The sequence below is a fragment of the Streptomyces sp. CB02056 genome (assembly GCF_001905545.1).
GTDB lineage: Bacteria > Actinomycetota > Actinomycetes > Streptomycetales > Streptomycetaceae > Kitasatospora.
This window is the reverse complement of record NZ_LIPD01000005.1, coordinates 232,635-248,539: the sequence shown is the minus strand read 5'-3', so window position 1 is coordinate 248,539 and position 15,905 is coordinate 232,635. Positions and strand designations below refer to the sequence as shown.

10 protein-coding genes are annotated in these 15,905 nt (G+C 74.3%); 5 read left to right on the top strand and 5 right to left on the bottom strand.

The window, feature by feature from the left end:
* Positions 1-70: 70 nt before the first annotated feature.
* Positions 71-1,297, bottom strand: coding sequence for a scabin-related ADP-ribosyltransferase (locus tag AMK13_RS16145; protein ID WP_074002794.1), 1,227 nt, complete (start codon positions 1,295-1,297; stop codon positions 71-73).
* A 281-nt stretch (positions 1,298-1,578) separates the two neighbouring features.
* On the opposite strand from AMK13_RS16145, the gene AMK13_RS16140 reads away from it, so the two are divergent.
* Genes AMK13_RS16140 through AMK13_RS16130 form a run of 3 tightly spaced genes read left to right on the top strand, consistent with a single transcriptional unit; the run spans position 1,579 to position 4,027 of the window.
* Positions 1,579-1,983, top strand: a complete 405-nt coding sequence (locus AMK13_RS16140; RefSeq protein ID WP_074002793.1) for a hypothetical protein — start codon at positions 1,579-1,581, stop codon at positions 1,981-1,983.
* On the top strand, positions 1,983-3,329 hold the full coding sequence (locus tag AMK13_RS16135) for a DUF4062 domain-containing protein (protein ID WP_074002792.1): 1,347 nt from the start codon (positions 1,983-1,985) through the stop codon (positions 3,327-3,329). The genes AMK13_RS16140 and AMK13_RS16135 overlap by 1 nt, the downstream gene beginning before the upstream one ends.
* Positions 3,330-3,340: 11 nt before the next feature.
* Positions 3,341-4,027, top strand: coding sequence for a hypothetical protein (locus tag AMK13_RS16130; RefSeq protein ID WP_143204550.1), 687 nt, complete (start codon positions 3,341-3,343; stop codon positions 4,025-4,027).
* A 64-nt stretch (positions 4,028-4,091) separates the two neighbouring features.
* Here the strand turns inward: AMK13_RS16130 and AMK13_RS40965 are convergent, their stop codons facing one another.
* The 4 genes from AMK13_RS40965 to AMK13_RS16105 are packed head-to-tail and all read right to left on the bottom strand — an operon-like array spanning position 4,092 to position 11,740.
* Positions 4,092-8,186: an AAA family ATPase gene (locus tag AMK13_RS40965; RefSeq protein WP_158077706.1), complete on the bottom strand. Its 4,095-nt coding sequence runs from the start codon at positions 8,184-8,186 to the stop codon at positions 4,092-4,094.
* 5 nt (positions 8,187-8,191) lie between these two features.
* Positions 8,192-9,301 carry an effector-associated domain EAD1-containing protein gene (locus AMK13_RS16115; protein WP_074002790.1) on the bottom strand — a complete coding sequence of 370 codons (1,110 nt, stop codon included), beginning with the start codon at positions 9,299-9,301 and terminating at the stop codon, positions 8,192-8,194.
* Positions 9,302-9,305: 4 nt separating this feature from the next.
* Positions 9,306-10,364 carry a trypsin-like peptidase domain-containing protein gene (locus tag AMK13_RS16110; protein ID WP_074002789.1) on the bottom strand — a complete coding sequence of 353 codons (1,059 nt, stop codon included), beginning with the start codon at positions 10,362-10,364 and terminating at the stop codon, positions 9,306-9,308.
* 50 nt (positions 10,365-10,414) lie between these two features.
* The gene (locus tag AMK13_RS16105; RefSeq protein ID WP_074002788.1) at positions 10,415-11,740 is read right to left on the bottom strand and encodes an alpha/beta hydrolase; all 1,326 of its coding nucleotides are present in this window, start codon (positions 11,738-11,740) and stop codon (positions 10,415-10,417) included.
* Positions 11,741-11,971: 231 nt separating this feature from the next.
* Between AMK13_RS16105 and AMK13_RS16100 the strand changes: the two genes are divergently transcribed.
* Both AMK13_RS16100 and AMK13_RS16095 read left to right on the top strand, forming a co-directional pair.
* A complete protein-coding gene (locus AMK13_RS16100; RefSeq protein WP_074002787.1) occupies positions 11,972-12,583 on the top strand; it encodes a hypothetical protein in 612 nt (203 codons plus the stop codon).
* A 1-nt stretch (position 12,584) separates the two neighbouring features.
* The gene (locus tag AMK13_RS16095; RefSeq protein WP_074002786.1) at positions 12,585-15,884 is read left to right on the top strand and encodes a WD40 repeat domain-containing serine/threonine-protein kinase; all 3,300 of its coding nucleotides are present in this window, start codon (positions 12,585-12,587) and stop codon (positions 15,882-15,884) included.
* The last annotated feature ends 21 nt before the right edge of the window (positions 15,885-15,905 follow it).

Genomic DNA, 15,905 nt, shown 5'->3' with positions numbered 1-15,905 from the left:
TCCCCCGGGCAGCGCGGTGTCCACGGAGTGCCGTCAGGCCGAGCCGTTCGGACGGCCCCGGGGGCGGGGCTCAGCGGGCGAGGACCGGGTCGAGTGGCGCGACCACGTGCGTGTGCGTGTTCGTGCTCGCGTTCGTGCCCGGGTGCGGGTTCTTGAAGCACTGGTCCGAGACCGTGGCCCCCTTCGGGTAGTGGCAGGCCGTCAGCAGGAGGCCGCCGCGCACCCCGCCCACGTAGCCGAGCTCCACCGGTTCGGCGGGCGTCGGATCCTTGGTCGGCTTGTTCAGGAGATCGGTACGGAAACCGTGCGCGGTGTCCAGGAGCTGGTAGACCCAGCCGCCCGCCTTGGCCTCGCTGACCAGCTCCTCCGCGTCCGACTTCGCGCGGAACCCCGGGACGGCCGCGCCGACGGCCAGGGCCTCCCAGCCGTGCTCCAGCACCGACGGCGTCGGCTTGTTCAGGACGTGCTCCTTGAACAGGCCCAGCCACGGAGCCGTCCCGACCCGCGGCTTGAGGCCCTCCCGGAAGGCGTCCTCACCCTGGAAGGGGTTCAGCGTGTCGGTTCCCACCGCCCAGGCGATCCCCTCCTCCGAGACCCACGGCAGGGCCCCGGCGTCCTGGGTGGGCCACAGGCGGGCCCAGTCGATCGTGACCGCCGCGACGTCCTGCGGCTTGTCGGCGCCCGAGGGGTCGTAGTGCGGGTTCGACTGGCACGCGCCCCCGTCCCTGGGGCAGGCGTCCTTGATGAACCGCGACTTGATGCCGCCCGGGAAGGTGATCTCCTGCTCGCCGCGGTACAGGCCGAACATGGTGGTGTACGTGCCGGACGCCTCCTGGTCGATTCCCCAGGGTGCGTGGACCTCGTAGATCCAGGCGCCGAAATCCACTGCCACACTCTGGTCCCGTGAGGCGCCCGAGAACACGGTCTCGGGCGTCGAACGGTCGACCTGGCTGACCCAGTTGTACTGGCGCTGGTCCTCGGATGTCTTCTCCCCCTGTGGTCGCAGCCCGTCGGCGAAGATGACCTCGGGGGTCCGGTTGGACCCCCGCCAGAGGACGTCCTGGTCCGAACGCCAGGTCAGTTTCGGTCGTGTCTCTTTCACCGGTGCGTCGGGATCGGCCGTGGTGTTCTTCCACTGGGTGTACCAGTCGTCGGCGAGCGGGGCGGGTACGGCCGGCAGCGGCTGGGCGGGGGCGCTGTGGGCCTGTGCCGGAACCGGTGTCCACCCGGCGGCCACCGCGACGACGACGGCCGCGACGACCTGGGCGATGCGACGGCCGGTGATGGTTGCTGCCATGTGCGGGCATCCTTTCGTTCGGGAGGCGTTGATCGGGAAGGTGGAGCCTCCGGACCGAATGGTGTGAAGACGCCGGGCGCGCCAATCCCGGCCGCCCGGCGCACCCTCCTTTCCGGGCACCCCGTACGGGCCACCCGGCGCACCGGGAGCCGGTCCCGACGGCGCGGCGGTATCCGTCGCCGGATGCGCGACCCGGTTCGAGGCGCCACCGGAGCGTGGTGCGAGCGGGGGCCGGGTACTACGGTCTCACCGGGTTGTCGCTGTGATGGAGGGCATCGCACATGCGCCTGCTGTTTTGGTCAACGGCCTCGGCCTGTACGGGTGTTGCGGTCGCGCTCGCGCTGTGGGCGGTGCTCGGGGACGCCGCCGGGGCCGAGCGGGCGAGCGCCGTCGTCGGGGCGGTCGTCGGACTCGCCGGGCTCGTCGCCTCGGTGTACGCGCTGCGGCGTAGCGGGCAGGACGACGACGGCGCCGTCCGGGCCGGCGGACGCGGTGCCGTCGCCGCCGGGGGGAGCGTGACGGGCAACGCGATCGGCGCCGACAGCAGGGTCACGGGGACGCTGGCGGCCCCGCGCGGGGTGTCCGGGCCGGGGCGGGCCGTGTCGGCCGAGGGCGAGGGAGCGGTGGCCGCGGGGGGCGATGTCGCCGGGAACGCGCTGGGCGAGGGCGGCGAGGTGGCCGGCTGATGCCGGGGTCGCGCTTCCGGCGGCGCAGGCCGCAGGACCCGGGAGAGCCGGAGCGGCCGGCCGAGCACGTGGAGGTGCGGGGCGGCGGGGTCGGTGCCGGGGCCGACGTCGCCGGCAACGCCATCGGCCCGCGCAGCTCGGTGACGAACAACTTCAACTACTACGGGCCGGCGGAGTCCGACGCCCACCCCGGCGCCCCGGCGTCGTCGGGCACCGCGCCGCTGCCCGACACCGCCCCTGACGAGCGCCGCTACCAGGTGTTCGTGAGCTCGACCAGCCTGGACCTGAAGCAGCACCGCGAGGCCGTCATCGACGAGCTGGTCAAGGAGGGGTACATCCCCTCCGGCATGGAACTGTTCGACGCGCGGGCGGAGGGCGCCTGGGAGGTCGTCGAGCGGGTGATCAACGACTGCGACTACCTCGTCCTCATCCTCGGAGCGCGGTACGGGGACGTCGGCGCGGGGACCGTCAGCTTCACGGAACGGGAGTACGACCACGCCCGCTCGCTGGACAAGCCCATCCTGGTGTTCGTCCACGCCGACCCCGTCGAACTGCACACGGACAGCTGGCAGCCGACGCCGGAGGACGCGCAGCGGCTGGCCGTCTTCCGCGAGAAGGTGCGGCGCGAGCGGCTCTGGAGGTCCTGGCGCACCGTCGCTGACCTGCGCAACGACGTCACCAGGGCGCTGCGGCTGGCGGTCCGGCACACTCCCCAGCCCGGCTGGGTCAAGGGCAATTCGATCGCGCACACCTTCTCCGCCGAATGGCAGAACCTGGTGGCCCCGGGGACGCAGATCGGTGTGGCCCGGATCAGCGTGGACGGGCAGGCCGGCAACGCCCTGAGCGAGAACCTCGGGAAGGCCTCGTCGATCGGGATCATGTCCACCAGCGGAAAGCGGCTGATCGAGATCCAGACGCCCTACCTGACGAAGGCGCTCGCGGCCGGCTCCCGGATCCGCGTCCTGGTGCCGACGCCCGACGGGCAGTTCCTCGCCGACGTCGACGAGTCCGAGTCGCTGTGGGACCAGCGCTCGCCGATCGCGGCCGAGGTGCGCGAGGTGGAGGCCCGGCTGCGGTCGATCGTGCGCGAGGCCGGGGCGCGCAGCACGGCCGCCGGATCGATCGAGATCGGGTTCTTCACCACGCACCTGCGGTCCACGATGATTCTCTGCGACCGGACCTGGGGATGGGTCACGCTGACCCTGCCGCCGGCGCGGGCCCCGGAGACCCCGTCCCTGGAACTGCGCGGGACGCGGGACTTCGGTCTGATCGACGCCTGCTGGAAGCACTTCGACCGGACCTGGGCCATCGTCGAGGAGCGCGGCGAAGTGAGGACGATATCGTGAGGCGGTCTGCGATGGACTTACGTGACACGGCGGCCCTGTCCCCTGCTACAGCGGGGCGGTGGCGCGAGCGGCTCTCCACGGCCCAGGCCTTCATGCGGGCCCGGCGCCACCTGCCGGGCGTGCTGATCGAGGTGGCCGCCCAGCACCCGCTGGCCGACCGGGCCGTGCCGGGCGAGGAGTTCGAGGCCCGGCTGCGGCGCGGCCACGAGCTCTACCGGGGCTACCTGGAGGCCGGGCGGCCGGTGGAGGTCTACGTGCCCGGCAGCCGCCACCGGCACCTCGGGGTGGAGGACGAGAACAGCCTCAGCCGGGCCGGCGGGGAGTTCCTGGAGAAGCTCGGCGTGCCGGCCCCGGCCGTGCGCGGCGACGACCTCAACGAGCGGTACAAGGGCGAGGCCGGCGTCTACGGCTCCGCCGACGAGTGCTTCGTCGCCGCCTCGTACTTCAGGGACGGGGAGTTCGGCACGCTCGTCTCGGTCTGCTCGCCGGCCCAGATGATGCGCAAGACCCTGCACTACCTGCAGTTCGGGGTCTACCCGCTGACCCACACGGCGCCGACGCCGGAGGGCTTCCACGACTTCCTCTACGAACTCCTGGTCGCCGTGCCCGAGGTCATGGGCACCGACGACACGCTCCAGGACCCCGGCTCGGACGGCGCCGAGCGCCTGCGCTCCGACCGCCGCCCCTCGGCGGGCTGACGTCCGTCGACGGCGGAGCGGGCGGCTGGAGCTGCGGGCTCCGGCCGCCCGTCCGCCGGTGGGGTCAGTCGGGGCCGGTGGTGAGGAGGAGGTCGCTGACGCGGTCGGGGCCGGAGGTGACGGTGACCCGGTAGAGGCCCGGGCGGGGGAGGGTGACGGCGGCGACCAGGGTCACGTCGCTGAGGAGCAGCCGGGGTGTGGCGACGGTCGCCCCGGTGGCCTCGTCGGTGATGCGGCAGGCGGCGTCGTCCGGTGACGCGCCGTGCACCATGAGCGGCCAGGGCTGGCCCGGGACGGTCGTCTCGGGAAGGGACAGGCCGAGGCCCGGGCGCTGGAGGGCGTGGCTGACCGGGCGGGGCCGCACGGCGGCCGGCCGCCGGTCGGTCAGGACGGACCGGACGAGCTCCAGGACGTGCGGATCGGAGCAGAGGGTGCCGTGTCGGCCGGACACGAACAGCACGGCGTTCGAGGCGGAGGGCGCGGCGGCGTCGCGCGGGACGAGGCCGTCCCCGCCGCGGTCCCAGCGGACGGCCTCACCGGACTCGCTCCGGTACGGGCGGCCGTCGTCGTGGGCGCGCGGTGCCGTCAGCACCGGTTCGAGGCCGTCCCCGGCCAACCGCAGGCCCTGCACGGTCGGTTGGCCGATGCCGACCACGGCGCGGGTGCGGGGGAGGAAGGCCGCGCGGGACTCCGCCGCCCGCGCCGCCATGGCGGCGGCGGCGAGCTCCGGATCGCCGCCGAGGCGGCGGACATCGTCGAGGTCCAGCCGGCGCAGCGCGTCGTCGGTCTCGACGCAGCGGAAGGTCGGCAGCAGGTCGTACACCCCCGGCAGGGAGGCGGCCAGCCCGGACAGCGGGCGCGGGAGAAACCGGCGGCGGCCGCCCAGCATCTCGGCGACCGCGGGGGTGCCGTGGAAGGGCGTGGCGATGGTGACCAGGTCGCGGGTGAGCGCCGCCAGCCGGGAATCGGCCGCCAGCGCCGCCCGGGCGACGAGTCCGCCGGTGGAGTGGGCGACGAAGACCAGCCGGGGTTCCTCGTCGGGCACCCCCGCCCGACGGCGGTGCGGGCTCGCGCGCCAGGCCGCCAGGTGGCGGTGGGCGGCCTCGGCCAGCAGACGCGCGTTCACCTCGGCGGAGAGCCGCCAGTCGTAGGGGAACGGCAGGACGGCGTCCTCGTGGAGGACGGTGGCGTGCAGGGCGTCCAGCAGGGGCTGGTAGGTCTCCAGGCCGCCGAGCGCCGAGAGCCAGGCCGGGGCGCGCAGCAGGCCGTCGGGGCGCAGGCGGCCGGTCCGGCCCGCCCGCTCGTCGGGGGTGAGGCGCAGCGAGGAGTCGTCGGTGAGGCTCAGCCGGAGGAGGGTGGTGGGTCTGAGGTCGCCCCAGACGTGCCGGCCGGTCTCGGTGTCGAGGAGCGAACTGCCCATGTGGCCGGGGAGGAGGACGACGGCGTCGTGGGTGGTGTCGCGGGCGGGGGCGGAGGGAGCGGCGAAGTCCACCTCGTGCCGGAGGTTCTCCACCACGGCGTTGTTCAGGGCCTCGGCGTGCTTGCCTCCCGCGCCGAGGTAGGTGTTGATGGCATCGCCGAAGTCCACGCTGGTGAGTGCGGGGCCCGAGGGTTCGGTGTCGGCGTCGTCCGTGGGGATTGAGACGTTGACGCCGGTGGCCCGGGTGAAGTCCTGGAGCTCCTCCGGGGTGAGGGATTCGAGCAGGGCGGCGTCGCCGCCGTCGGATAGGCCGACGCCGGACTGCCGGGCGGTGAGAGCGATCAACTCGGGCGCTTCGTCACCGACTTCGGCGGCAATGAGCCGGATGAGTTCAGGATCCTGAGCGACGTCGTGCAGGTTCAGGTCGTCGACGAGCGCGAGTGCGCGGACGCGCAGCTGCCGGGCGTCAAGTGAGTCGAGGGAACCGCCATCCCTGTGCAGACGCAGGTGGGTCACAATGATCCCGAGAGTGATCATTGTGTTCTGAATGACGTCTGCCGCCCGCAGGGCCTGGTTGAGTAGATCATGGGCCGAGCTGAAGTCTCCACGACTCATGGCACTGTGGGCACGCAGCGTGAGTACCGCTGCTGCGGTGACCGGAGTGGGGTCGGCGGCGAGGATGTCGTCTGACAAGGCGTCCACCTCGTCCCAGCGGTGCAGGATGGCAAGGGCCCTGATGCGCAAGCCGGAGGACCGGATGTGAGGTCGTTCCCGGAGGAGTGCCAACACCTCCTCCGGGCGGTCGTCCACGAGGAGCTGGTCTCCGGCCCGCACCGCCTGCCGGAGCCAGGTCAGGTCGTCGGCCTGCGCCCGGAGTTCCGCAGGGGCGATGTTCCCCATCCGCTCGGCGAGGTAGACCTGCGAACAGGGCGGCAGCTCGTCGTTGGCCGGCTCCAGCAGCCGGCCCGCCTCCTCCTCCCACCGGGCGTCCAGGGTCGCGGTCGGTTCGCCGAGGGCGAGCCGGTGGTACAGCTCCTCGACCCGGTCGCCGGCGTCCTCGTAGTGGGCGGCCGCCCGCCGGTGGATCAGCTCCACGACCCCGGCGTGGTCGCGGCGGAGCAGTGGCAGCATGACGGCGCGCACGTCGGCCCGGTGGAGGACCGCGTCCTGCCCCGGTACCTCCTCGACGAGGGAGACCTCGTCCCGGAAGCGGTGGAACAGGCCCCACGCGCGCTCCTCGTCCACGGCGCCGAGCCCGCACGGTTCGGCCAGGACGTGGCGGATGACCTCCGGCGTGACCTTCCGGACGATCAGGCCGGGGCTGGCGATGCGGCGCAGGTCCGGGTCCTCCAGGTGGTCGAGGATGCGCCGGTACAGCACGCCCTGGACGGTCTCGGCCTCCAGTTTCCGCCGGAGCTGGTCGTGCAGCGCCGGGTCCCGCAGGGCGTCGGCCTCGCGGCGGAGCAGGGCGGCGGCCAGCTTGAGGTTGAGCGGGCTCCGGCCGACGGTGTCGGTGACCAGGTCGAGGTCCTCGTCGGTGCGCCCGGCGAGTTCGGCGACCTGGCGGCGCAGGTATCGGCGGGCCGTCGGCGGGTCGAAGCCTTCCAGCGGGAGGGAACGGAAGCGGGGGTCGTCGACGGGCGCGCGGCCGGCGGCGATGACGCGCAGGTTCGGGCAGCTCCACCGCAGGTCGTCCAGGGCCTGTAGCAGGCGGCGCTGGGCGTACTGGCCGCGACGCTGGACCCGCTCGAAGGTGTCGAGGACGAGCAGCGGCGCCCGGCCGCCGTGGTCGGTCCCGAAGGCCGCCAGGAAGGTGCCGACCCGGTGGAGCAGCACGTCGGTGTCGTGGCGGCGTGAGGTCCGGCGCCCGGAGGAGGAGCTGCGGTCCCGCTCCGATCGGAGGTCGGCGGCGACGGTGCGGCGGAGGGAGTGCTCCAGGGTGTCGGCCCGCTCGCGCATGGCCGGTGCCAGCAGGGCGACCTGGCGGACGGCTTCGGCCAGGACGGTGAGCGGGCGTTCCGGCGCCAGCTCGGGACGCTCGAAGGTCAGGTAGACGTGGGCGACCGACTCCGCTCCGGCGCGGTCCAGGAGGAAGCGCGACAGCAGGGTGGACTTGCCGACGCCGCCCGGCCCGTGCACCAGGAGCCAGGGGGAGTAGCCGTTCTTGGCGTCGACGTAGTCGGTCAGCGTGCCGAGTTCGTCCTCCCGCCCGGTGAAGCTCTCGTCGGCGAGGGCTTGGAGCGGCTGCAGCAGCCGGGCCCGCTTGAGGTGGTGCTGCACCTCGTCGCCGGACGGCAGGTCGAGTCCGTGGTCGGCGAGGGCGGCCCGGGCGCGGGGGGCGTCGCGGAACCAGCCGACCACGGTGAGGGCCGCGTACAGTTCGTCGAAGTCCTGTGCCTCCAGCGGAGGGTTCCGCGCGGCGAGGAACCGTTCGGCCCAGTCGCGTGCGGCGTCGCCCTCCGTACGGGGTGCGGTGGCGAGGGTGGCCAGCAGGCGTTCCGGGCGGCCCAGGGTCTCGATGGTGTGGCTGCGGACCTCGGGGGTGAGCCGCCAGCGGCGGCCGTCCCGGGTGGTGACCCGTTCGCAGTCCTGGGTGAGGAAGTCCCGCAGGAGCGCGCCGGGTTCGGCCGCGTCCGCGCCCGGGGTGGTCGCCGCCAGGCTCTCGGCGGTGAACGCGCCCAGCAGGACGGTCCGTTCACGGTAGACGGCGTCGGGCATCGGGGCGAGGGTCTCGGTCACCGTCGTCAACATCCCTGGTAGAGGCTTCGGCCGAGGCCGGCGGCCGTGTGCTGGATCGCGGTGGTCAGGGGGAGCGGGCCGTCGGGGAGGCAGCCGTCGTGGCCGGTCTCGCTCAGCACCTTGGCGGCGAGGCCGCGGGCCGTGTCGGCGTCGATCGGGCGGCCGGCTTCCGCCGCGACCGTCCGGAAGAAGTCGTGGAGGTCCTCGATGCCGATCGGGCCCAGCTGTTCCCGGGCGGTGTACCCCTCGACGTCCGGCGGCAGCCAGCCGTCGTAGGCGAGCAGCACGATCCGCAGCCGGTCCGCCATCTCCTCCTCGACCACCGCCTGCACCAGCCGGACGACGGCGCGCAGGGCGGGTTCGGTGAAGCGGACGGACTCCGAGTCGTCGAAGACGAGCCAGTGCCGGGGCTGCGCCGGGACGGACCGCCGCTCCTCCCGCATCCGGCCCCTGAGCTGGCTGACCAGCCGGTCGGCCTGCTGGTCCTCGGAGGAGTGGTGGTCGATCCGCACGCTCCACTCCCGGAACTCGTCGTTGAGGAAGCCGGTGAGTTCGGCCACCCGGACCGGCTCGGTGTACTCGCTCATCCGGATCCGGCAGGGGTGGATCCCCTGGCTCGCGAGCACGTGGTGGATGAGGAACCAGGTGAAGGTCCGGCCGGTCCGCGGACCGCCTTCGACGGTGAGCACGCGGTGGCCGCGGTCGAGGACCATCTCCCGCAGCCGGGAGCGGAGGGACGTCCGGTCGAAGAAGGCGCGCTGCCGGTCGTTGATCAGCCCGTGGCCGAACGGGTCGGTGGTCTGTTCGGCGGGTCGCGAGGTGCGCTGCTCGGCGAGCAGGTACGCGAACACCGGTGAGGCGGCCCGGGAGTTCGGGTCCTCGGCGACGACCTCGACGAGCCTGCGCAGCCGTCCGGTCGCCGCGGCCTTCTCGACGATGTCCGGCCAGACGTCGAGCATCGCCCCCTGCCAGGCGATCTCGGCCTCGGCGATGCCGGCGCGGGCGACGACCTGCCGGGCCGGCTGCGGGAGGCCGTACGTGTACATGAGGGCCCTGAGCAGTTCCGCGGCTCTGGGGTCCTCGTTCGGGAACGCGTGCAGGTCCAGCAGTGCCACCGGCTCACCTCACCCCGGCGGCGGCCAGGCCCTCGGCCACCCGCTCGACCCGGAGGCCCTCGTTGCGGAACTCCGAGGCGCTGAGCCGCTGCCCGATGCGGACGTGGCCCCGGTGCAGGGCGACCAGCCGCCAGCGCTCGTCGAAGACGGGGGCGCCGGAGGAGCCGTACTCGGTGTCCGTCCAGTACTGCACGACCTGCTCGTCCACGTGCCGGACGACGTTGTGCCGGGCGGCGAGCTTCTTCACCAGGCCGTGCGGGTGCTGGATGATGCAGACCCGGTCGCCCTCGGCGACGGTGGCCCGGTCGGGGATCGGCACCACCAGGGCGTCCTCGGGCAGGGGCTCGGCGGCGCGGACCACGGCCCAGTCGCCCTCGGGCCGGCCGACGGCGGTGGCGGGGTCGCAGCGGACGGTGCGGTACCTGAGCTCCCGCCCGTCGAGGTCCTGCTCGTAGCCGAACCAGGCCTCGACCGCCTCGGCGGGCCGGCCGTCGGAGTACAGGACGTGGTGGTTGGTCAGCAGGAGGTCGGGCCCGATCCGGAAGGCGGTGCCGTAGCAGGACTGGCCGTCGGCGTGGGTGACCAGCAGGCGGCAGACGGCGGTGGCGAGTTCGGCGCCGCGGCGCAGGAACGCGACGTCCTGGAACCCGGAGGCGCGGAAGATCTGGCGTTCCAGCTCGTCCGGGTCCCGGAAGGCGGCCCAGGTGCCCGCCGGAAGCTCCGGTTCGGGGGCGGGGAGTACGGGCCGGGCGGCGAGCAGTTCGCGGATGCGGGCGGCGAGTGCCTGGTCGGGGCCCGCGGCGATCCGGTCGAGCAGGGGGCGGAGCTTCTCCTGTTTCCGGGCGACGGTGATGAGGTCGAACCAGACGAGGGACATCGGCTGGTCCCAGTTGACCTCGGCCGGGGCGATGCCCGCCTGCTGGGCCAGCTCCAGCACCGGGTTGACCCGGAAGTGGACGGAGGCGAGCAGGTCGCGGAGTTCGACGGCGCCGGGGTCGGTCCACCGGAAGGGGTAGCTGTCCAGGAAGTGGGTCGTTCGCGGTGCGGGGTTCGTCGTCACCATGCCCTGTGTGCTCGCTCGTCGGAGAGGGGGAAGTCGTGCTGCGAGGATCGTTACGGCTGGAAGGCCCAGTACGCGCCGTCCGGGTGCGGGACCCGGGCCAGCCCGTAGCGCTGGGACGGCCGGTGGCCGTGGCGCAGCAGCCCGTACAGGTCGGAGAGGACGGACCGGTGGTCGCCCGGGTAGGAGTGGCCCGTCAGGCCGGTGTCGAGCTCGGAGACGTCGACGGTGTCCAGGCCGGGCGCGACCACCACGCCCGGGCCGGCCTGGCCCGCCCGGGGGTGTTCGGCGAGGAGGCGGGAGGCGGCGAGCGCGCGGTCGTTGGCGGAGACGTAGAGGGTGCAGCCGCGCGCCTGGTTGACGATCCGGGGCACGAGCTGGCGGAACACCTCGGCGTCGACGTCGGGCGCGGTGAAGACGACCTGCCCGAGCCGGCCCGCGCCCTCGGGGAGCGCGGTGGTGTCCAGGTCGGCCAGCGCGTCGACGACCACCCGGTTGCCCATGCTGTGGGCGACGACGTGCAGTTCGTCGACGCCGGTGTCCGTCAGCACGTGCCGCAGGAACTCCTGGAAGTACGGGACGGCCCGGCGGGCGGCGTTGCCGTCGGCCGCGTAGTCGGTGACGGAGGCCTTGGACGGCCAGCTGTACAGCATGGGGAGGCCGGTGAAGTTCAGGTCGTAGGCGATCTGGGCGGCGCGGACGGCGGCGTCGGCGAAGGAGACGTTGTAGCCGTGGACGAACACCAGTGCCGATCGGGGGGTTTCGCCGTCCCCGGGGAGGTGGTGGCCATGGGCCCGCTCGGCGAACCCGGCGGCGGTGAGCGGGCTGACGTCGCCGAGCTGGGTGTCCCGGGCCGGGTTGGTGCGGAACCGCAGCCGCCACCAGCGGGGCTTCTCGACGGTGCCGATGCGGTGGTCGTCGGGGACGTTCACCAGGGCTTCCCCGTACGACAGTTGGCCGCGGTCGCCGCCGTAGGCCGCGCTGGTGCCGCTCCCGCCGGCCGGCGCGCGGTCGGTGGCGTAGAGGACGGGGACGAGCAGCGAGCGCAGCGCCGTGCCCCAGGAGGGCGGGGGAGCGTCCGGGCCGAAACGCTCCTGGCCTTCGACGAGCGCGTCGAACGCGGCGACGAGGAGGTCGCCCAGGGGCGGGTAGGCCTCGAAGGCGGCGGCCACCGCCTGGGCGGCCTCCTCGACGGGATCGGCCCCGTCGGCCCCTTCGGTCCCGGCTGACGGCACACCGCCGCGCGCGCTCTCCAGGGCGCGCAGCGCCACCAGGACCTCCGCCTCCAGGCGCTCGCGCTCGGCCTCGGACAGGCTGTCGGGCACCCTCGGCCAGACCCGGGCGACGGCCGGCTCCAGCACCTCCCACATGTCCACCATCGTCCCCCACCTGGCTTGTTCACGACGTACCCGACGGCGTGACAACGCGACAACACGTGTCGAACCGGATCGCTCGCATCATAGGTCGTGGAGGGCCGCGCGCGGGCGGTTCGCCCAGGTCCGGTGCCGGATCGGGCCACTGTCACGAACGCGTACCGGGGAGGATCTGAGGATGTATCAGAAATCGGAGCACGCCTGACGGTTGACAGGGCCGCGTGTTAGCTTCCGATCGTGTCCCCATCAACTCCGCTCCCGCTCCCGCTGGCCTTCGACACCGCCGGCCTCGAACCGCTCGACGAGGGCCGGTGGTTCGTCCCGGACACCTGGAACGACGTGGTGGTGCTGAGCGTGCGCGAGGCGCTGCCGCCCGCCCCCGTCTGGCTGGACGGGATCGAGGCGCTGCGGGTGACCCTGGCGCGCGGCCACGCCGCGGCCGGCGGCTCGCTGCTGGAGGCGGCGGCGGTGTCGCTGGGCGGTGTTCCGGCGCTCTACACCCTGGTGTCCGAACGACTGCCCGGCTCCCGCACCGGCTTCCGGTTCCGGGGCTCGTTCCTGCTCGCCAGGTCGACCGTCACCGCCGTGCTGACCGGCCAGTTCCAGGAGTCGGGCGTCACCGGCGTCCGCGAGTCGATGGTGCGCCTCAGGCTCGACCCGGCGGGGACGGACAGCGGCGGCCACCCGTACGACCCGGAGCTGCCGTACGAGCGCAGCCACGCCGCCGACTGGGACCCGATGTTCCCGAGGCACGCCCTCTCGCTGGCCCGGGCCTGGGCCCGGACGGTGTGCCGGACGGCCGTGGTGGCACCGGCGTTCGCCGCGCTGCCGCCGTACCGGGCCGCCTGAGGTGTCCGGACCGGCCGTCGGGGTTCCGGCGCCCTGGTCGGTCGGCGAGGTGGTCGCCGACCAGTACCGGGTGCTGCGGGTGCACACCGAGGGCGGCATGGGCGTGGTCTACCGGGTGCGGCACCTGGAGTGGGGCGTCGACCTGGCGGTGAAGTGCCCGCGCCCCGAGCTGTTCGGCACGCCGGAGCAGCAGGAGCGGTTCGTCCGCGAGGCCGAGACCTGGGTGTCGCTCGGCCTGCACCCGCACGTCTGCGGCTGCCACTACGTCCGCGTCCTGGACGGGCTGCCACGGGTCTTCGCCGAGTACCTGCCGGGCGGCAGCCTGCGGGAGTGGATCGACGACCGGCGGCTCTACGCGGGCGGCCCCGCCGAGTCCACGGCCCGCATCCTGCGCCTGGCGGTGGAGACCGCCTGGGGGCTGCGGCACGCGCACGGACGCGGCCTGGTGCACCAGGACGTCAAGCCCGCCAACGTCCTGCTGGACCTGGACGGCACCGCCAAGGTCACCGACTTCGGGCTGGCCCAGGCGCGGGCCACGGGCGGTGAACGGGTGTCCGGCGGCGGGATGACCATGGCGTACGCCTCGCCGGAGCAGGCCAGGCGCGAACCGCTGGACCACCGCACCGACCTGTACAGCTTCGCGGTCTCGGTGGTGGAGATGTTCACCGGCGAGGTGACCTGGCTGATGGGCCCGGTGGTCGGCGAGGCGCTGGCCTCCTACCGGTCGGGTGGCGGTCGCGGGTTCACGCCCGGCTCGACCTGGCGTCCGGAAGGGGACGGCCCGCCGCCGCTGCCGGAGCCGGTCGCCGAGCTGCTGGCCCGCTGCCTGCGCGAGCGGCCGGCCGACCGGCCCGCCTCGATGGCCGAGGTGGCCGACGAACTCGCCGACATCCACCACCGGTTGACGGGCCGGGCGATCGACCGCGGAGAGCCGCGCGAGGCCGAGCTGCGCGCCGACGAGCTCAACAACCGGGCCGTCTCGATGCTGGACCTGGGCCGCGTGCCGGAGGCCGAAGCCGCCTTCGGCGCGGCCCTCGCGGCCGACCCGCGCCACCCGGAGGCCACCTACAACTCCGGGCTGATGCACTGGCGGCAGGGCGGACTCACCGACGAGGACCTGCTCGCCGCCCTGGACGCGGCCAGGGCGGACGGCGGCGCCGCGCGGCTGGGGCCGCTGATCGACGCGGTGCAGCGCGAGCGCGGCGCCGTCGGCCCCGCCGCCGAGCCGACCACCTGGACCGTGCCCTGGTACGAGTACGAGCGCTGGACGGATTCGCCCTGGGACGGTGGCCGGACCCGGCGGGCGGCACCCGACATCGAGATCCGGCCCACCCCCGACGGCCGGCTCGCGCTCACGGCCTGCGACGGCGCCGTGAAGCTCTGGGAGGTGGCCACCGGCCGGTGCCTGCGGGAGCTGGACGAGCTGCGGCACACGGTGGACCTCGACGCCGAGGCACGGCGGGCCGTGGGCGTCGGCTCCGACGGCCTGGTCCGGCTGTTCGACCTCGGCGACGGCCGCTGCCTGCGGGTCTTCACCCCGTACTACCGGTCCGGCAGCACCACCGTCCGCTCGCTGCGGCTGCTCGCCGAGGCGGGCCTGGTGGTCGGCGGCACCAGCGACGGAACGGTCCTGGGCTGGGAGCTGACGACCGGCCGGGCCCGCTTCATCCTGGACGGCTTCTCGGGCGGCACCGTAGAGGCGACCGCGGACGGCCGGCTGCTGGTCTTCGACGGCCCCGAGGGAGTGGTCGCGGTGCGCGATCCAGCTGGCGCCGGTGAACAGACCCCGCTGCTGGAACGCCGCTACGCGCACGAACCGTGCTGTCTCAGCCGGGACGGCCGCACCGTGGCCGCCGCCGTCGGCGACGGGCTCCGGGTGCACGGCCCGGGCCCCGACGCGGAGATCGCCGCCGGCCACGGAGCCGGGCACCGCCTCGCCCTGAGCCCCGACGGGCGGCTGCTGGCCGGCGGGGGCCTGGACGGCGCGGTCCGCCTCTGGGAGCCGGACACCGGCCGGTGCCTGCGCACCTTCCGCGGGCACCGGGGCCACGTCGACGCCGTGGTGTTCCTGGCCGACGGCAGGCACCTGCTCTCCGCCGGGCGGGACGGCACCGCCCGACGCTGGCCGCTGCCCGAGCCCCACCCGGCCGCGGCCCGGCTCAGCCGCCCCCGTCGGCACGCCGAACTGGACGACCTGAGCAGCCGGCTGGCCGCGCTGGTCGAGCGGGCCGGGCGGGAGCACGCGGCCGGCCGCTGCGCCGCCGCCCTCGACCTGCTCATCCGCGCCCGGGCCCTGCCCGGCCACGAGCGCGATCCCCGGGTGCTGACCGCCTGGCAGGAGCTGGCCCGCGACCGGCGGGTGACCCGCACCGGACTGCGGGCGGCCTGGCCCGCCCGGGTGCTGTACGACGGCGCCTGGGGCGCGCCGGCCCTGGCACCGGACGGCCGGACGGTGGCCGTCCGGGTGTCCGGGGGCATCCAGCTGCTCGCTGCGGAGACCGGTGAGCGCGGGCCGCTGATCGAGGGCCTGTCGCGGGTGCACGGCAGGCTCCGCTTCACCGGTGACGGCCGGACGGTGCTGTTCGCGGGCGGCGACGGGACCCTGGGCTCCTGGTCCGCGGCGACCGGTGCCCGCCTCAGCTCGGCCCGGCTCGCCCTGGGCGCGGGGACGGCCTCGTTCACCGCGGACGGGCGGTTCGTCCTGGCCCGTGGCGCCGACGACGGGATCCGGCTGTTCGAGACGGCCACCGGCGCCTGCCGCCAGACCCTGGAAGGCGACCACGGCCGGGGGCCCAACCTCTGGGGGCCCGCGCTCTGGCTCTCCCCCCACGGGCGCACCGCCGTCACCGCGGGCCCGAAGCACTCCATCGGGCTCTGGGACGTCCCCACCGGCCGCCGCCTGCGGGAGTTCCACGGCCACACCGCCACCGTGACCGAGCTGCTGGTCGACGCCGACCGCGGACTGCTGCTCTCCGGCTGCGGCCAGGACCGCGCGATCCGCGTCTGGGACCTGCGCACCGGGGCCTGTCTGCGGGTCCTCGACGACCAGCCGGACGGCACCGGGGCGCTCCGGCTGAGCCCGGACGGGCGGTTCGTGCTGTCGCTCGGCAAGGACGACGGCGCGCTGCGGGTCTGGGAGCTCGGCACCGGCCGCTGCCTGCGGGTGCTGGCCGGCCGTCCGGCCGGCTTCTCCGGGGTCGAACCGGGCCCGGACGGCGGCTCGGCGGTGTGCGTCCGCGGTGACGGTTCCGTTCAACTCTGGTGCCTGGACTGGGAGCTGGCGGTCCGTCGGCAATCATGACGGGAGCGTCGAGGAGAGAGG